This window comes from Mycobacterium sp., from assembly GCF_965277065.1.
In the GTDB taxonomy this organism is placed as follows: Bacteria; Actinomycetota; Actinomycetes; order Mycobacteriales; family Mycobacteriaceae; genus Mycobacterium.
The window spans coordinates 54,371-72,082 of sequence record NZ_CBDIBT010000015.1; the positions used below are offsets into that span (position 1 = coordinate 54,371).

Annotated in this window: 16 protein-coding genes; 4 read left to right on the top strand and 12 right to left on the bottom strand. The window is 66.1% G+C overall.

All coding sequences use genetic code 11. The features are described from left to right. Nucleotides 1-6: 6 nt before the first annotated feature. From ACQY5A_RS04380 to ACQY5A_RS04415, 8 genes are all read right to left on the bottom strand, one after another. Nucleotides 7-2,250 carry a malate synthase G gene (locus tag ACQY5A_RS04380; RefSeq protein WP_428339164.1) on the bottom strand — a complete coding sequence of 748 codons (2,244 nt, stop codon included), beginning with the start codon at nucleotides 2,248-2,250 and terminating at the stop codon, nucleotides 7-9. 59 nt (nucleotides 2,251-2,309) lie between these two features. Then, complete coding sequence (locus tag ACQY5A_RS04385) at nucleotides 2,310-3,203, bottom strand: 3-methyladenine DNA glycosylase (RefSeq protein WP_428339165.1); 894 nt, start codon at nucleotides 3,201-3,203, stop codon at nucleotides 2,310-2,312. Continuing rightward, on the bottom strand, nucleotides 3,196-4,251 hold the full coding sequence (locus tag ACQY5A_RS04390) for a hemolysin family protein (protein WP_428339166.1): 1,056 nt from the start codon (nucleotides 4,249-4,251) through the stop codon (nucleotides 3,196-3,198). Before ACQY5A_RS04390 ends, ACQY5A_RS04385 begins: the two co-directional genes overlap by 8 nt. Then, nucleotides 4,251-5,615 (bottom strand): hemolysin family protein, encoded by a 1,365-nt coding sequence (locus ACQY5A_RS04395; RefSeq protein WP_428339167.1) that lies wholly within the window; start codon nucleotides 5,613-5,615, stop codon nucleotides 4,251-4,253. The genes ACQY5A_RS04390 and ACQY5A_RS04395 overlap by 1 nt, the downstream gene beginning before the upstream one ends. 238 nt (nucleotides 5,616-5,853) lie before the next feature. After that, the gene (locus ACQY5A_RS04400) at nucleotides 5,854-7,290 is read right to left on the bottom strand and encodes a GuaB1 family IMP dehydrogenase-related protein (RefSeq protein ID WP_428339168.1); all 1,437 of its coding nucleotides are present in this window, start codon (nucleotides 7,288-7,290) and stop codon (nucleotides 5,854-5,856) included. Between the two features lie 9 nt (nucleotides 7,291-7,299). After that, on the bottom strand, nucleotides 7,300-8,769 hold the full coding sequence (gene gndA, locus ACQY5A_RS04405) for an NADP-dependent phosphogluconate dehydrogenase (protein ID WP_428339169.1): 1,470 nt from the start codon (nucleotides 8,767-8,769) through the stop codon (nucleotides 7,300-7,302). Between the two features lie 118 nt (nucleotides 8,770-8,887). Beyond that, nucleotides 8,888-9,841, bottom strand: coding sequence for a M56 family metallopeptidase (locus tag ACQY5A_RS04410; protein WP_428339170.1), 954 nt, complete (start codon nucleotides 9,839-9,841; stop codon nucleotides 8,888-8,890). A gap of 14 nt (nucleotides 9,842-9,855) precedes the next feature. Further along, nucleotides 9,856-10,272: a BlaI/MecI/CopY family transcriptional regulator gene (locus ACQY5A_RS04415; protein ID WP_428339171.1), complete on the bottom strand. Its 417-nt coding sequence runs from the start codon at nucleotides 10,270-10,272 to the stop codon at nucleotides 9,856-9,858. A gap of 191 nt (nucleotides 10,273-10,463) precedes the next feature. Between ACQY5A_RS04415 and ACQY5A_RS04420 the strand changes: the two genes are divergently transcribed. After that, nucleotides 10,464-11,264: an iron reductase gene (locus ACQY5A_RS04420; protein WP_428339172.1), complete on the top strand. Its 801-nt coding sequence runs from the start codon at nucleotides 10,464-10,466 to the stop codon at nucleotides 11,262-11,264. A 107-nt stretch (nucleotides 11,265-11,371) separates the two neighbouring features. On the opposite strand, the gene ACQY5A_RS04425 is transcribed toward ACQY5A_RS04420, so the two are convergent. Beyond that, on the bottom strand, nucleotides 11,372-12,184 hold the full coding sequence (locus ACQY5A_RS04425; protein ID WP_428339173.1) for a phthiotriol/phenolphthiotriol dimycocerosates methyltransferase: 813 nt from the start codon (nucleotides 12,182-12,184) through the stop codon (nucleotides 11,372-11,374). 20 nt (nucleotides 12,185-12,204) lie between these two features. Continuing rightward, nucleotides 12,205-13,584, bottom strand: a complete 1,380-nt coding sequence (locus ACQY5A_RS04430) for a cytochrome P450 (protein WP_428339174.1) — start codon at nucleotides 13,582-13,584, stop codon at nucleotides 12,205-12,207. 226 nt (nucleotides 13,585-13,810) lie between these two features. Between ACQY5A_RS04430 and ACQY5A_RS04435 the strand changes: the two genes are divergently transcribed. After that, the gene (locus tag ACQY5A_RS04435) at nucleotides 13,811-14,209 is read left to right on the top strand and encodes a PaaI family thioesterase (protein WP_428339175.1); all 399 of its coding nucleotides are present in this window, start codon (nucleotides 13,811-13,813) and stop codon (nucleotides 14,207-14,209) included. On the opposite strand, the gene ACQY5A_RS04440 is transcribed toward ACQY5A_RS04435, so the two are convergent. Then, complete coding sequence (locus ACQY5A_RS04440; protein ID WP_428339176.1) at nucleotides 14,206-15,591, bottom strand: NAD(P)/FAD-dependent oxidoreductase; 1,386 nt, start codon at nucleotides 15,589-15,591, stop codon at nucleotides 14,206-14,208. The two genes, ACQY5A_RS04435 and ACQY5A_RS04440, sit on opposite strands and share 4 nt — an antisense overlap. A 168-nt stretch (nucleotides 15,592-15,759) precedes the next feature. Here ACQY5A_RS04440 and ACQY5A_RS04445 point away from each other — a divergent pair, with 168 nt between their 5' ends. Then, nucleotides 15,760-15,918, top strand: a complete 159-nt coding sequence (locus tag ACQY5A_RS04445; RefSeq protein ID WP_428339177.1) for a hypothetical protein — start codon at nucleotides 15,760-15,762, stop codon at nucleotides 15,916-15,918. Here the strand turns inward: ACQY5A_RS04445 and ACQY5A_RS04450 are convergent. Continuing rightward, complete coding sequence (locus tag ACQY5A_RS04450) at nucleotides 15,915-16,592, bottom strand: SDR family oxidoreductase (protein WP_428339178.1); 678 nt, start codon at nucleotides 16,590-16,592, stop codon at nucleotides 15,915-15,917. The genes ACQY5A_RS04445 and ACQY5A_RS04450 overlap by 4 nt on opposite strands. Nucleotides 16,593-16,768: 176 nt before the next feature. Here ACQY5A_RS04450 and modA point away from each other — a divergent pair, with 176 nt between their 5' ends. Then, nucleotides 16,769-17,632 (top strand): molybdate ABC transporter substrate-binding protein, encoded by an 864-nt coding sequence (modA, locus tag ACQY5A_RS04455; protein ID WP_428339179.1) that lies wholly within the window; start codon nucleotides 16,769-16,771, stop codon nucleotides 17,630-17,632. Nucleotides 17,633-17,712: the final 80 nt, after the last annotated feature.

Below are 17,712 nucleotides of genomic sequence, written 5' to 3' on the forward strand. Positions count from 1 at the left end.
CGGCGCTCATGAACTGGCGCGGGCCTTGAACTCGCGTCGGCGCCGATGCAGGATCGGCTCGGTGTAGCCGCTGGGCTGCTGGGTGCCTTGCAGGATCAGCTCTTGGGCGGCCAGGAACGCGATGCTGTCGTCGAAGTTGGGAGCCATCGGCAAATACCCGGAGTCACCAGCGTTCTGCTCGTCCACCAGCGGAGCCATCCGCTCCAGGCTAGCGCGCACATCCTCTTCGGTGATGACGCCATGCCGGAGCCAATTCGCCAGAAGCTGGCTGGAAATCCGCAGCGTGGCGCGGTCTTCCATCAGCGCGACGTTGTGAATGTCGGGCACCTTCGAGCAGCCGACACCCGCGTCGATCCACCGCACCACGTAGCCGAGGATCGACTGACAGTTGTTGTCGACCTCCTCACGGATCTCCTCCGGCGCCCAGGCCAGTTCCTTGGCCAGCGGGACCGTCAGCAGCTCGTCGATGGTGGCCCGCTTCTTGCCTTCAAGCTCGTCCTGCACCGACGCCACGTCCACGTAGTGGTAGTGCATCGCGTGCAGCGTGGCCGCCGTCGGCGAGGGCACCCATGCGGTGGTGGCACCGGCCTTCGGCTGGCCGATCTTCTGCTCCATCATGTCGGCCATCAACTCGGTCATCGCCCACATGCCCTTGCCGATCTGCGCCTTGCCCTTGAAGCCGGCCGCGAGACCGGCGTCGACGTTGTTGTCCTCGTAGGCCTTGATCCAGGTGGTGCTCTTCATCGCACCCTTGCGGATCATCGGGCCGGCCTCCATCGAGGTGTGGATCTCGTCGCCGGTGCGATCCAGGAAGCCGGTGTTGATGAACACCACCCGGTCGGCGGCGGCCTTGATGCACGCCTTGAGGTTGACGGTGGTGCGACGCTCCTCGTCCATGATGCCGACCTTCATGGTGCCCTGCGGAAGGCCGAGAACGTCCTCGACGCGGCTGAACAGCTCGCAGGTGAACGCGACCTCGTCCGGGCCGTGCATCTTCGGCTTGACGATGTAGATCGACCCGGTGCGGCTGTTGGTCAGCGGTCCGTTGGCCCCTCCGTTGTCCGAGCCGGACCGCAATCCGTGAATCGCGGTCAGACCGGTGAACAGCGCATCCTGGATGCCCTCGAACACCTCGGCTTCCGCTCCGTTGCCGTCGCTCACGACGATGGCGTCGTTGGTCATCAGGTGGCCGACGTTGCGGACGAACAGCAGGCTGCGACCGGGCAGGGTAAAGGTTTGGGCGCCTTCCGGAGCCGCGGAGCCGGCGACCTCGGGCCGAGCTGTTTTGTAGGTGCGGTCCTGGTTGAGCACGCGGTGGATGGTCTTGCCGCCCTTGTCGACCTCTTCCGACAGATCGCCCCGGTTCAGGCCGAGCCAGTTGCGGTAGCCCAGCACCTTGTCGTCGGCGTCGACCGCAGCGACCGAGTCCTCGAAGTCCATGATCGTGGTGATCGCCGACTCCAGGACGACGTCCTTGATGCCGGCGGCGTCGGTCTTGCCGACCGGCGACTCGGGGTCGATCAGGATCTCGAGGTGCAAACCGTGGTTGACCAGCAGCACCGACCAGCTGGGGGAGCCAAGCTCGCCGGTGTAACCGACGAACTTCTCCGGGCCGGCCAGATCGACGGATCCGTCGGCGGTCGCCACCTTCAGGTGGCCGTCCTCGACGCTGAGCCCGGTGATGTCGGCCCACGAGCCGGACGACAGTGGGACGGCCTCGTCGAGGAACTTGCGGGCGTAGGCGATGACCTTGTCGCCGCGGACCCGGTTGTAGCTGGTGCCCTTCTCGGCGCCGTCGTCTTCCGGAATCACGTCGGTGCCGTAGAGCGCGTCGTACAGCGAGCCCCACCGGGCGTTGGAAGCGTTCAGCGCGAACCGCGCGTTGAGCACCGGGACCACCAACTGCGGGCCGGCCGTCGTGGTGATCTCGTCATCGACACCTGCGGTGGTGATGATGAAATCGGCGGGTTCGGGTTGCAGATAACCGATCTCGGTGAGGAACTCGCGATACCCGTCGGGGTCCAGCGGCTCGATGACGTGCTGGCGGTGGTACTTGTCGATCTGCGCCTGTAATTGGTCGCGCCGCTCCAACAGGTCCTGGTTCTGCGGCTGCAGGTCGGTGACGACCTTGTCCACCCCGGCCCAGAAGCTGTCGGGGTCGATGCTGGTGCCGGGCAGAGCCTCGTTGTTGACGAAGTCGTACAGCACCTGGGCGACGCGCAGATTCCCCACCGACACGCGATCAGTCATCATTTCCCTCCGCACTGGCCTACCGAAATCAGAACTCAGCCTACCGGCCGACAGCCCGACTACTGGTAACCGGCAACCTTGAGCAGCAGGTCACACCGTGCCAGCAGCGCCGCCCGCAACGGCTCGGCGCGGGTGGCGATGGCTTTCTGGCAGCGCACGTACTCGGCGCGGCCCGCCGCGTCCTCGACGGTGATCGGCGCATATCCGTAGCCTCGGAGGTCGTACGGGCTGGCACGCATGTCGATCTCACGCGCCGCCGCAGCCAGCTCCAAGAAGTCGAGCAGCATCTCGGAATCGATCAGCGGGCTCAATTTGTAGGACCATTTGTACAGGTCCATATTCGCGTGAAGGCAGCCGGACTGTTCCCAATCCTGTTGGGTGGCGCGACTGGGCGAACCCGCGTTTCGCGGCACCGCCTCGGCGCTGAAAAATCGAAATGCGTCAAAGTGGCTGCAGCGCAACGGTCCTGCGATCTCGGCTTCGATGACCGTGTCGGTGCCCGCGGCACCGAGTCGCAACGGGACCCGCTCGTGGCGGATGTCACCGCTGCGATAGACCATCGCCCATTCGTGCAGCCCGAAACAGTTGAACTGAGCCGGCCGCTGCGTGGTCGCGCGCAACAACCGTGCCACGAACGAGATCGTCTCCAGCCGGCTGAGCAGATGCGCGCGGTCGACGGTGACTCCGTCCGCGCCGACGGCGTAGCCCCGACGGTCCCGGTATCGGCGGACGGCTTCGTCGCCCGCGAGCACCACTCCGTAGCCGGGATGCCAGCAACGCAGCTGCCTCGGCCGCAGGCTGTAGTAGCTGAACAGGAAGTCCCACACCGGATGCGGCTCACCGACTCGTGCCCGCGCCGCGTGCGGGCCGATGAATCCCTCGACGCGCACGGCGTGCTCGTCGGCGCGCGCCGTCCACTGCTCGGCATCCAAGCGGTGGCAGGTGTCAGGCACGCCCTGTCCCGTCGCGCACCAGGCCGACCAGGTCACGCACCAAGTCCTCTAGCGCGACCATCGCCACCAGGTCGCTCCCGCCGCGGGCAGTGACGAGCGCAAGATGACTGTTGGTCCGGCGCATGCGTGACAGCGCCTCGGGGACACTCAGCGACTCGGAGATGCGGGGGAGTGGCCGGACTCTGGCCAGGTCGATCACGGCCCGCGGATCGCCGGCCAACGACAGCACGTCTTTGATGTGCAGGTAGCCGACGAAGCCGTTGTCGACGCCGACCACCGGGAACCGCGAGTAACCCGTTGCGGCCAAGGCTTTTTCGACGACATCGACAGTCGGGCCGGTGCCGGCTGCGGCCACCGGCACCGCTTGGATGTCGGCGACCGGAACGGCCACGTCGGCGACGGCTCGGTTGCGAATCTGGAGCGCGCGGGTCAGCCGGGTGTGCTCCTCGCGATCGAGTAGGCCCTCCGAGACCGACTCGGCGATCATCTCGCTGAGCTCGACGGTGGAGACGGTGACGTCGAGTTCGTCGCGGGCATGTACCCGCAGGGCCCGCAAGATCGCACTGTTGCAGTAGCTGTAGAAGTTGACGACGGGCCGGACCGACCGCGCGTAGACCAGATAGACCGGGATGAGAAGTATCGCCGCCCGCTCCGGCCCGGCCATGGCGATGTTCTTCGGGACGATTTCACCGAGCAGCAGGTGCAGCGTCACCACGATCGCCAGCGCAACCAGCAACGACGTGGTGTGCAGCAGCGCGGGAGACGCGCCGAGCAGACCGAACGGACGCCGCAGCAGATCCGCGACGGCCGGCTCGCCGATCCGGCCGAGAAGGATCGAGGACAGCGTGACGCCCAGTTGCGCACCCGCGAACATCAACGGCAGCTGTTCGCCAGCCCGGATCACCGTGAATGCACCCGTTCTGCCCTGCTCGGCGAGCCCTTCGAGGCGATCCCGCCGGGCAGAGATCAGCGAGAACTCGGCGGCCACGAAAAACGCGTTCGCGCCGATCAGCAGGATCGTCGCCAGCAGCGCGAAGACATCGCCCATCAGTGGCCTCGCCCCGCGCTGGAATCGGCACGATCGGACACTTGCGTCAGCTCGAGCAGGTCGATGCGGCGCCCGTCCATCCGCAGCACCCTGGCCCGCCACGCGGAAGCGTACCGGGTCCCGTCGTGTTCGTAGCCGCTCAGCTGCACCTCGTCGCCGATCACCGGGATCCGCCCCAGCTGTTCCAGCACGAGCCCGCCGATCGTCTCGTACTCGCCTTCGGGGGCGTGGTAGCCGGTCGCGGTGGCGACCTCGTCGATGCGCAGCAGACCGGACACCCGCCACCCGCTGTCGACGGCCACCACATCCTGCGCGGCGTCGTCGTGTTCGTCGCGGACGTCACCGACGATCTCCTCGATCAGGTCCTCGACGGTCACCATCCCCGCGGTGCCGCCGTACTCGTCGACAACCATCGCGGTCTGCAGGTCATTGGCGCGGATCTGCCCCATCAGCGCGTCGCCGTCGAGCGTGGAGGGGACCTTCGCGACGGGCTGCGCGACGGCCGTGACCAGCGTGAGTTCCCGCTCGGCCGCCGGCACCCCGAAGACCTGTTTGACGTGCACGATGCCGACCGTCTCGTCTAGGTCACCGTCCACGACCGGAAACCGCGAAAAGCCGCTCTCGGCGGCCGCTTCCACCAGATCGGCGACGGTGTTATCAACTTGCAGCGCAACGATTTTCGATCGCGGGGTCATCAACTCCTCGGCGGTCAGCTCACCGAACTGCAGCGACCGGTCCAGCAGCGCCGCGGTCGCCGGATCCAGCGAGCCGCTGCGGGCCGATGTGCGTACCAGCGACACCAACTCCTGCGCCGAACGAGCCGACCGCAGCTCCTCGGCGGGCTCGACGCCCAGCTTGCGCAGGATCCAGTTGGCCACGCCGTTGGTCAACCGGATCGGCCCGGTCATCAGCCAGGAGAACAGCAACTGGACACCGGCGACGGCTCGCGCGGTCGCCGGGGGATGAGCCACCGCAAGGTTTTTCGGGACCAGCTCGCCGAAGATCATCGACAGCGAGGTGACGACAAGCAGCGTCACAAAGGTGAGCACCGCGTTGGCCACCCGGTCGGGCACCCCGAGTGCATCCAGGGCCGGGTGCGGCAGCTCTGCCACCAACGGTTCGGTGAGATATCCCGTGATCAGCGTCGTGATCGAGATTCCAAGCTGCGCTCCGGATAACTGAAACGACAAGCTGTGATGGGCACGCTGCACGTACCGGTCACGACGCCCGCCGCGGCGGGCGTTGGCGTCGACGGTGCTGCGTTCAAGGGTGGTCAGCGAGAATTCGGCGGCGACGAACAGAGCTGTGCCGGCGGTGAGCAGGACGATGGCCAGCAAGCTGAGCAGGGTGACGAGCAGATTCATCGAGGCCAACCTTCAACGGTCGTGACCCGCTTCACCCGGGCTTCGCCCGCGATCGCGATCACTCCGCGAGAAGGAGGCTCCTCTGAGTCGGCGTCACACACGCCAGTTGGCGCGGGTGCCTGCGGCAACGGGGACCCTTTCTTCGACGTATCCACTCGTGGAGTGAACTCCGATGGTAGCGAAGGAGTGCGGCGCCTGAGTCCACGTTGCCGTGCCGACACGCCTGTGAACGGCTGGTCTACCACCCGAATGGCAGCGGATGCCCCTCGGCGAAGCCCGCCGCGGACTGGATGCCGACCACCACCCGCTCGTGCAACTCGGCCAACGTCGACGCGCCGACGTAGGTACAGGTGCTGCGGACTCCGGAGGTGATGTGGTCGAGCAGGTCTTCGACACCCCCGCGGGCGGGGTCCAGTGCCATCCGCGACGTCGAGATGCCTTCTTCGAACAGCGCCTTGCGGGCGCGATCGAACGCGCTGTCGGCGGCGGTGCGCGCCACCACCGCGCGCTTGGAGGCCATACCGTAGCTCTCCTTGTACGCCTTGTTGTCGCGGTCGCGCATCAAGTCGCCGGGGGACTCGTAGGTGCCGGCGAACCACGATCCGATCATCACGTTGGATGCGCCGGCGGCCAACGCCAGCGCCACGTCGCGTGGGTGCCGCACGCCGCCATCGGCCCACACCTGTGCGCCGAGTTGCTCTGCCGCCGAGGCGCATTCAAGGACCGCCGAGAACTGGGGCCGGCCCACACCGGTCATCATGCGGGTGGTGCACATGGCCCCCGGGCCCACCCCGACCTTGACGATCGACGCGCCGGCACTGATCAGGTCGCGGGTGCCATCCGCCGACACCACGTTGCCCGCGACCAGCGGCACACCCAAGTCCAGCGACGAGATCGACTTGATCGCATCCAAGGCCTTGACCTGGTGACCGTGGGCGGTGTCGACCACGATCAGGTCGACACCGGCCTCGGCGACCGCCTGCGCCTTGGCGACCACATCGCCGTTGATGCCGACCGCCGCGCCGATGCGCAGCCGGCCCTGCCGGTCGACGGCCGGCGAGTAGATCCCGGCGCGAATCGCACCGGTCCGGGTCAGCACGCCGGCCAGGGCGCCGTCGGCGGCGGTCATGACCGCGACGTCGACCGAGGCGTGTTCGAGCAGGTCGAAAACTTCTCGCGGATCCGTTCCCACCGGCGCTGTGACGAAGTCGGTGATGGCGATGTCGCGCACTCGGGCGAAGCGGTCGACCCCCTCGCAGCAGGACTCGGTGATCAGACCGATCGGCCGTCCCTCGAACGTCACGACCGCGGCGCCGTGCGCGCGCTTGGAGATCAAGGCCAGCGCGTCGGACACCGAGTGGTCGGGCTCCAGGGTCACCGGGGTATCGACCACCAGGTCGCGGCTCTTGACGAAGTCGACGGTTTGCTGCACCGCGGTGATCGGAAGGTCCTGCGGCAGAACGACAATCCCGCCCCGGCGGGCTACCGTCTCGGCCATCCGCCGACCCGCCACCGCGGTCATATTGGCCACCACGACCGGGATCGTGGTGCCGGATCCGTCACCGGTGGACAGATCGACGTCGAAACGCGACGCCACGTCCGAACGGTTCGGCACGATGAAGACGTCGTCATAAGTCAGGTCGTAGGCGGGGCGGTGCCCATCCAGAAACTTCACCGGGGCCCGCTAGGCAGGTACTTCGCTGCGGTCTGCACTCCAGAGGGTGTGGAACTTCTTGCTCGGGTCCTCATCTGTCCGTCCATAAGTGTGTGCGCCGAAAAAGTCCCGCAGGCCCTGGGTGAGCGCGGCGGGCAGTCGTTCGGTGCGCAGTGCGTCGTAGTAGGAAAGCGCCGAGGCGAACCCCGGGATCGGGATACCCAATTCGGTGGCGGTCACCACGACGCGGCGCCAACTGTCCACGGCCGCCTCGATGGCACTGCGGAAGTACGGCGCGGCGATCAGGGTGGGCAGGTCGGGGTCCTCGTCGAATGCGTCTTTGATCCGGTTGAGGAACTTGGCCCGGATGATGCATCCGCCACGCCAGATGGTGGCCATGTCGCCCGGGGTGATGCCCCAGTCGTATTCCGCGCTGCCCGCCTGGATCTGATTGAAGCCCTGCGCGTAGGCGATGATCTTCGACGCATAAAGCGCCTTGCTGACGTCGTCGACGAATTGCTCTGCAGCTTCATCTTCTGGGCTAATCCGCCCTTTGAGGTCTCCGGAGGCCAAGCCGGTGGTGGCCTTCCGCTGGGCCACCGAGCCGGAGAGTGCGCGGGCGAACACCGCCTCGGCGATACCGGTCACCGGCACACCGAGGTCGAGCGCGGACTTGACGGTCCAGCGCCCGGTGCCCTTCTGCTCGGCCTCGTCGACGATGACGTCGACGAGCGGCTTTCCGGTCTTAACGTCCTTCTGGCGCAACACCTCTGCGGTGATCTCGATGAGGAAGCTGTCCAGGTCGCCGTTGTTCCATTCGGCGAACACGTCGGCGATCTCGGGCGCGGTCTTGCCGAGCGCGTCGCGCAGCAGCTGGTAGGCCTCGCCGATGAGCTGCATGTCGGAGTATTCGATGCCGTTGTGCACCATTTTGACGAAGTGCCCGGCGCCGTCGGGGCCGATGTGGGTGCAGCACGGGACGCCGTCGACGTGCGCGGAGATCTCCTCCAGCAGCGGGCCCAGCGACTTGTAGGACTCGGCGGGTCCGCCGGGCATGATCGACGGGCCTTTGAGCGCGCCCTCCTCGCCCCCGGAGATGCCGGCGCCGACGAAGTGCAATCCGCGCTCGCTGATGGCCTTCTCGCGGCGGATGGTGTCGGTGTAGAGCGCGTTGCCACCGTCGATGATGATGTCGCCGTCCTCCATCGCGTCGGCGAGTTCGTTGATGACGGCGTCAGTGGGGTCACCGGCCTTGACCATGATGATCACCCGTCGCGGCTTCTCCAACGCGTCGAGGAACTCTTCGATGGTCTCCGACCGGACGAATGTGCCTTCGTCGCCGTGCTCTTCGAGCAGTGCGTCGGTCTTGGCGATCGACCGGTTGTGCAGCGCCACCGTGTAGCCGTGACTGGCGAAATTTCGGGCGAGATTCGAGCCCATCACCGCCAGGCCTGTGACGCCGATCTGCGCGGTCCCGGTCTTTGATTCCGACGAGCTCATGTGTGCGCCTCTCAATTTCGTGACTCCGTCCAAGCCCCTGCACCGAACACTGTGGCACAGCGGGATTCAGGTCTGAAGCAAAGGTTCGCCATAGTGCGGTGGGTGGCCGGTCGCCGGGTTAGGCAGCGGTGAACAGCCGGTGCAGTTCGGTGAGCCAGGGGATGGCTAGCGCGACGGTAGGCACGACCAACACAGCCGCGGCTGTGAGGTAGGCGGCCGTCGACACCCACAGGCTGTTGCCACTACCGGACAGGCGTCTCACCCGCAGCAGAGTGTGCGCGCCACCGGCGGCCAGCGCACCCATCGGGGCGCGGCCCGACGCGCAGGCCACCAAGGCGCGAGCCAGGGGGGCGGGGCCGGCCACCCGAACCGCGGCATCGTCGGCCAACAGCTCAGCCAGCAATTGCACGGCATCCAAAGCGCTTGCGCTGCGGACGAATCGGGGGAACGCGGCGTGCGCCGCGGTGAATGCCTCGAGCACCAGGTCGTGGCGGGCGCGCAGATGCGCACGCTCATGGCCGAGGATCGCGGCGACCTCGCCATCGGTCAGCGAGTCCAGCGTGCCCTCGCTGACCACGACGCGGCTGCGCACCCCGGGAAGACAGTAGGCCAGCGGCTGCGCCACCTCCAGCACACGCAGATCACGCCCGCGGGCGCAGGCTCGCGCGGCCGTCACGTCGGACGACAGGCCGAGCAGGTCGACGAGCATGCGGTGATGGGCCCGCCGCCGACGGGTGCCGACCGCGACCCGGACGACAGCCACCAACAGGCGGGCGCCGACCATCAGGGTGAGCCCGAATACCGTGACGTCGAGAATCCACAGCGGCCAGCCGAGCCGACCGATCTCCGCGGCGGGGCTGGCAGTCGGTCGCCCGTCAGCTCCCGGGACGAACAATCGGCTGGCGATCGCGAAGCCGGCACTGAACGCCGACAGCACCGCCGCGACGGCAATCGCCTGCCAGAGCACCATCGCCGCACGCGGGGCCCGCAGTGGCCACGTCGCGCGGGCTAGCAGAGCGGGCACCGGGCCGACCAGTATCACCGCAAGTACGGTGAAGGCCAGCCCAGACACGGTTCCAGTGTCCCTCAGTCCGCGGGTCGAGCGCCACCAGGCGGCGATGTTCGATGACCTGACTCCAGCTCGTCGAGCGCGCGCCGCAACGCCTCTGCTTCGTCGGCGCCGACGCGCTCCACGAAGTGCACGAGGGCGCCGTGGCGGCTTCCGGTGTCGGCGGCTTGGTCGAGCGCGTCGACCATCAGTCCGGCGACCAGCTCATCGCGCCCGTGGACCGGCACATATCGGTGCGCCCGGTCGTCACGGATTTGCGAGACCAGGTTCTTCTTCGCGAGCCGCTGCAGCACGGTCATCACCGTCGTGTAGGCCAGATCGCGCTGCGCAGAAAGCGCCTCGTGCACCTGACGGACGGTCTGCGGTAGGGGAGCGGACCACAGGTGATCCATCACCGCGCGCTCGAGATCCCCGAGCCGCGTCAGCTTAGCCATGTTTGCTCATCTCCTCGGCAACATCGCCAGCGTACTCGCGCTTACTACCGACGGTCGTACGTCTCCCGCCGAACACGGCCGACGCGAGTCAGGAGTCGAGGTGCTGGTGCCGGCGGGGCTGGCCACGGCGAGGGTCCCACCGAATGCGCAACACTCATATGGTTAGGCTAACCTTACAGCAGGAGGTAGACGTGACAATGGTGATCAACGACCCGCTGATCGCGGCTATGACCATTGACCGCGTGCTGCCGCTGCACGAGTCCAGTCGGCGGCTTCGCGAGCTGTACCCGCAATGCCCGCGGGTCTACGGCGTCGCGGTGCTGGGCGATGTGTCGGTGCGCCGCTGGTGGCCGCTGACCTCGGCCCTGAGCACCGATCGGTTCAAGACAATGCTCGACGCGGCTGCGGTCGACATGGATCCACGAAGTGCCACAAAGCAATTGGCGGCGACACTGGTCCACACGGTGATCGGCCGAGTGGTTGCCCTGGTGGTGCTGGAAGCCAGAGCGTGGGACACCGGGCTGGAGAACTTGTGGGTCCACGTCGACTCCGACGGTGTTATCGACTGGGCCGGGGTGGTCGACCCTACGGTGCGGGTGCTCCCGGACGACCCGTCCGTCGCTGACGGGTTGAGCGACGGCGTGGTTCGGCTGCCAAGCGAGGCGGCGTTGACGACCTGGGTGGCCCACCGCTGCCATCGGACGCTGGAGCCGCTGTTTGCCAAGTTGCACACAGTCAGTGGTGGCGCCGTGCCGATCGCGGCCATGTGGCACACGGTCGGATCGATGGTGGTGGCGTCGGCGACCCAGGTGCCGCAGCTGGCCGGCACCAACGAACTGGCGGCCATGCGGCGCGGCCAGGCAGTGCTCGACGCGCTGGTCAACTTCGGTCTGCCGGTCCGCGGTTTGTCGCCGACACGGCTACGGAGGCGGGCAACCCCTTGCGAAATTAGGGCAGCCTTCCCTATGCTCCTTGCATCGAGCGATAAATGATCGAGACGGTGTCCTGAGGGCTGCAGTGACCCCCCGGTCTCTCGATACAGCGAGCCCCGTGCGTAACGCACGGGGCTCGCTGGCATCCAGGGGACGCGCGGTCCGCGTCAGTCTTTGATGAAGTGGTACATCCGGTAGGACGCCTTCCCGGTCTGCATTTGGCGATATGCCAGCGTGCCGGGTGCACCGGAGAACATCTTGCCGAAGAACTGCAGGCCTTTCGGAATGTGGCGAGTGTTCAGATCCAGGAGGACCTCAGCGTTTTTATCTCGCGCGCGCAGCACCTCGGCACTGATATCCCGCTTCGAGGCCATTTGCATCGGCATCGCGGCGAGTGCCGCGTCCCAGTCGTCGTATTCGAGGTAGCCGCGAAAATCGGCGTAGAGGAAATGACCGCCCGGGCGCAGCACCCGCGCCACTTCGGGGAGAAACCGGTCGAAGTGCGGATACGTGTGCGAGGCCTCGATGTTGACAATCGCGTCGAACGATTCATCGGTGAAGGGCATGCTCTCGGCGTTGCCCTCGACAAAATCCAGACCAGGAAGGTTATGGCGCTTCTTAGCGAAAGCGACACCGTCGGGGTTGAAGTCGAGCCCGGTATAGGTGCCCGGGTTGAAGGTCTGCGTCAAATAAGCGGCGCCCCCGCCGTGGCCGCTGCTGATCTCCAGCACCTTCTTTCCACCGAGATCCGCTTGAGCAGCGGTGCGGTGGTAGAGCTGGATGGAGTACCGATTGGCCTCATCCTCGGGTGCCAGTGACAAACCCAGCGGCGGATCTTCCTCGTAACCCCAGTTGAGAAAGACGATGTCATCGCCTTCCCACCGGCGCGTGATCAACGGGTACCAGTACTTGTTCATGGCGAGTTTCAGCCACGGCAAAGGGTCGATGGGCTTGAGGTATCGCTGGAGAGTGCTTGTCACAGCGGCGAGTATGCCAGGCTTTACGACTTGCTGGTGTGATCGGCCACCAGGGCCGAGTCGGCAGCATGCGACGCCGTCGTGGTTCGCCGGCTGACCGTCGCTCGTGCCCCCCGCGCCGGCTGGTAGGCGATGCCGCGCCAGTGTGGCCGCTCGTCCGGCGCATCGGTTGGCGTGAAACGGAATTCGCGCAATATCAGGCGCAGGGTGATGTCCATCTCCATGGTGGCCAACGCAGCGCCGACGCAACGGTTGACGCCGCCGCCGAACGGAATCCACCCCTTCGGCTTCGCGGCACTGCCGAGGAATCGATCCGGGTTGAACGCCATCGCGTCTTTGAATACGTCGTCGGAATCGTGGACCAGCGCGAGGCTCAGGACGATCCTGGTGTTCTCCGGAATAATCCATTCACCTAAGCGGAGACGCGCTTTGGTGCATCGCACGGTGGAGTCGAGAACGGTCCGGGTGCGCTGCACTTCCGCGATCGTGGCCTGGCGCAACTCCGATCCGCCGGCATCGACTTCGTCGGTCAGCCGCTTCAGCAACTCGGGATGGCGGGTCATCCGCTCCACCGCCCAGCCCAGCGATCCCGCCGTCGTCTCGTGGCCGGACACCAGCAAGGTCAGCATCTCGTCGGCGATGTGCTGATCGGTGATCGGTTCGCCGTTCTCGTAGCGCGCCCGCACCAGCAGCGCCAGCACATCGCTGCGCTCTTCCAGCGCGGGATCGACCCGCGCAGCGGTGATGAGCGAATCGATCGCGGCGTCGAAACGGCGCCGGTATCGCAAATAACGTCCCCCGAGACTCCACCGGCCCAGGTCACGCCGCAGGCTCGTCGGAAGCGTCAGGTACACCCCGACGATGTCGGCCATGGGCGGAATGAGGTCGTACAGTTCGTCGAGCGTGTCGCCCTCGGCACCAAACACGGCCCGCAGGATGGCCCCGAGGGTCATTGTCGTCATCGACGGCAGCGTCTCGAACTCGCGCCCTTCCGGCCAGTTTGCGATCTCGCGCAAGACCTCTTCCTCGATGATGGGCTCGTAGCTGCGCATCCGCTTGCCGTGAAACTGGGGGAGCACGAGCTTGCGTCGCTCGAGGAGTTCATCTCCGGCGAGGGCGAACGTCGACCCCGCGCCGAAGCCGTCGCCCAGGCTGGCAGTCCCCGTTGTCGCGCGTTCCAGCAGATCGGTGCTGGTATTAAACACCTCCTTGATCAAGGCCGCGTCTCTGACCACCACAGCACGCCCCAGGCGCGGCATGTTCACCCGGAAAACTGGGCCGTGCCGTCGACTGAGAGCGCCGTACATGTGGTGGTAGTCGCGCAAGAACCACAGGCCCTGAAGAAGCTTCGGTAGCCGCGTACCCGGCGGTAGCCGCACCGGCTCGGTTGTCACCGTCAGCATGTCGCCCACTCCCCGTTTCGGTGCTGCCAAGGTCTCCGCGCCGCACATCACAGTACCGGTCACAATTGCTTGAGCGGTGTTTCAGCCCTGAAGTCCGATCAGATGGAAGACATGATATCGCCGGTCGCGCTTGGGCGACGCTTCGAGGCTTGCCCCGGGGCCGCGTTACATGCAACGCCTATTTTGCAATAGAGATGATCCGAGAGACCGCAGAGGAGGTAGGACCATGGAACCAATGCCAGAAGCGCCGTTCGACAAGGAATTAGGACTGGAGTTCACCGAAATCAGTCCTGACCGGACACGCGCGCAACTGGACGTCTCACCCAAGCTGTTGCAACCCATGGGGATCGTGCACGGCGGCGTTTACTGCGCGATGGTCGAGAGCCTGGCCAGCGTCGCCGCGTACACCTGGGTGGCCGCCAAAGGCGGCAACGGATCGGTCGTCGGCGTCAACAACAACACCGACTTCCTGCGTGCCATCGGCAGCGGAATGATCTATGGCACTGCGATTCCCGTACATCGCGGACGCCGCCAGCAACTATGGCAAGTCACCATCGTCGACCCGGACGACCGCCTGGTGGCTCGCGGTCAGGTACGGCTACAGAATCTCGAAGCCGAGAACTAGCTGGCGACCTTTGCCGTCTCGTCCTCGTGCGCCTCGGCCGCCAACACCGCTAGTTGTTCGAGTCGGGTGCGGGCGAAGGCTTGCTGCTCGGTGATCGTCAACTGGCCGCGCCGGCCGCTCAGGAACGTCACAACCCACGACAGCACCGTGGTGACCTTGTTCTTGAACCCGATCAGGTAGACCAAGTGCAGCAGCAGCCAGGCGAACCAGCCGATGATGCCACCGAACTCCAGCGGCCCGATCTTGACCACCGCGTAGTAGCGCGACACCGCGGCCATCGAGCCTTTGTCGAAATACTGGAACGGGTCACGTTGCGCCGGGTCGGCGCCCGCCAACTCGGCTTTGATCGTGCCTGCGGCGTACTTGCCGCCCTGGATGGCGCCCTGCGCAACGCCGGGCACTCCGTCGACGGCAGCCATGTCCCCGACGACGAAAACGTTGAGGTGGTTGGGAATTGACAGGTCGGGCAGCACTTTCACCCGGCCCGCGCGGTCGAGTTCGACACCCGATTGGCGGGCCAGGTCACGACCCAGCGGGCTGGCCGAGACGCCGGCGGACCACACCTTGCAGGCCGACTCGATGCGGCGGATGGTGCCGTCGGAATCCTTGACCGTGATGCCGTCGCGGTCGACGTCGGTCACCATCGCACCGAGTTGGATCTCGACACCCATTTTCTCCAGCCGTTCGGCCGCCTTCTTGCCGAGCTTCTCGCCCATCGGCGGCAGCACCGCGGGGGCCGCGTCCAACAAGATGACCCGCGCCTTCGTCGAATCGATGTGGCGGTAAACGCCTTTCAGCGTGAAGTCCGCGAGTTCTGCGATCTGGCCGGCCATCTCGACACCGGTCGGTCCCGCACCGACGACGGTGAAGGTGAGCAGTTTCTGGCGTCGCTCCGGGTCGCTGGACCGCTCGGCAGCTTCGAACGCGCTCATGATGCGACCACGCAGTTCCAGGGCGTCGTCGATGGACTTCATGCCGGGGGCGTATTCGGCGAAGTGGTCGTTGCCAAAGTAGGACTGGCCGGCCCCGGCGGCGATGATCAAGCTGTCATACGGGGTTTCGTAGCTGTGGCCCAGCAACTCCGATACGACGAACTTGCCCCTGAGATCGATGTGCGTGACGTCGCCGAGCAGAACCTGGGCATTGTGTTGACCCCGCAGGATCATCCGGGTCGGGGGAGCGATCGCGCCCTCGGCCACGATACCGGTCGCCACTTGGTAGAGCATCGGCTGGAACAGGTGGTGCGTGGTGCGGGCGATCAGCTTGATGTCGACGTTTGCCCGCTTCAGCTTTTTGACCGCGTTCAAACCGCCGAATCCGGAACCGATGACCACAACCCGGTGTCGACGGTTCAGTGCGGTGTGTTCGGGCTGGGCGTTCATGGCGTGCTTGCTCCTCAGCGGCTACTAGTACACCCCCACGGTAGTCGCCCGGACCTGCCAGGTTCGACCTAACGGCGTGTGATCGCCCACACCGGCCGCGATCACACGTGATGCAGGTCGCCGCGGGCTCTAGCGCCCAAAGGGCGCAGTGCGTCGCCGACCGCGGCGATGACCCCTGGCGATGTTGATGATCAGGCCGTCGATGCCGGCGTCCAGCACCTTGACCTGAACCTGCTCGGCGACGAAGTCACGCTTCCGGCCAGCATGCGTCCGCAAATTGCCGGGCATTTCCTCGCGCCGCTGCACGGCGCCTCGTCGTCCGGCTAGGCGAACTGCGTGAGTGCGCCGTGGCTGACGTGCAGCGTCTGGCCAGTGATGTGGCGGGCAGCCGGGCTGGTCAAGAACAATGACATCCGGGCGACCTCGGCGGCAAGCGACGGCGGCCTGCTGGTCAGGCCTTCGTAACCGGGCTGGGCGCTGCGTCCGGCCGCAACCGCGTTGACGGTGATACCGCGGGTGCCGAACACTGATGCCTGGCCGGCAACCCAGCTGGCGAGGGCGGCCTTCACCGCTGCCTCCGGACTACCCGGGCGGGGGTTTTCCGGCACGACACTGATGATTGATCCACCGGATCGCAGGTGATCGCCGACCGTCTCGAGGGTCAGTGCCACCGACAGCACGGTGTCGTCCAGCGAGTTGCGCCACGCAGCCGCCAGGTCGGACAGCGAGTACAAGCGTGGGTCACCGCCCGCCCAACGAGGTGCCGGAACGTTGACGATGGTGTCGAGGTGGTGAGGGAACAGGTGGCGAACATCGGCCAGGGCACCCGGGTCGGTGTTGTCGCAGACGATCGCGTCCGCTTCGATCTCCTTGGCCGCTACCTCGAGGTCGTCGCGGCGCGCGCCGAGCAGCGTGACCGTGTGGCCGTCGTCATGGAATCGTTGAGCAACGGCGCGACCCAGTTCGGTGTCGCCTCCGGTGACCAGTACCTCCACCGCCATGACCTCCTTGTATTCAGCATTGAACCCAGGTGCCGGCTCGAAAAGAGCAGCCGCGGCTTCCGCCTAGAGCAACGGTTTCCGATGCTTCGATGGTGGCACACCGCAACGCCGGTCCCTGGGATTTCAGGGCGTGTATGGCATTAACGTTTCCTTATGTTACTGGACGGTAGCTAGATATGAAACTCCGAATCCGGCACGAGGCGGTCACCGTTTGGACAACGCTGGGCAGCGTGACATCTCGGCTTCGCACCGCCCGTTCTTCCGGGTTGGCGGGGTTGCTGGCCCTGACGGTGGTGATCAATCTAGGCGGGTGCGGGCACAAGCCGCAGCCAGCCACGACTTCGGACTCGTCGGGTCGCGCGCCGACCACCTCGATCATGGTGTTCGCCGCGCTCCCGCTCAAACCTGCTTTTACGTTGCTTGCCGGCAAGTTCCAGACCGACAACCCGGGCGCCACAGTCGATTTCGACTTCGCAACCTCAGCGGAATTGGCCAACAAATTGGCCAAAGGCGCCAAGGCCGATGTTTTCGCCGCGGCCGACAGCGCCCAGATGGACACCGTGGTCAAGGCGGACCTGACGAGCAGCGATCCGGTGAACTTCGCGTCCAACACCTTGGTTATCGTCACCGTGCCGGGCGACCCGAAGCAGATCCGGTCCTTCGCCGACCTCGCGAAGCCGGACGTGCGCGTCGCGGTGTGCCAGGCGTCCGCACCCTGCGGGGCAGGGGTGCAACACATCGAGGACGACACCGGCGTCCACTTCTATCCAGCCAGCGAAGAGTCGATCGGGGCGGCGGTGCTGGCCAAGGTCACTGACGGGACGGCCGACGCCGGACTGGTCTACATGAATGACGCGCACGCGGCCGGCGACAAGGTCGACACCATCAGATTTCCGGAGTCGGCCAACGCGGTGAACATCTATCCGATCGTCGCCCTCAAGAAGGCCTCGCAATCCGTGCTGGCGCAGAAGTTCGTCGAGCTGGTGACCGGTGCGACCGGCCAACGGGTGCTGAGCCAGGCCGGCTTCACCAGTCCCTGAGCGGTGACGCGCCCGGCGGCGCCGGCGTTAACGAATCGTCACCAGAACGGCCTGCGATGGGCGCCTGGAGCGGCGACATG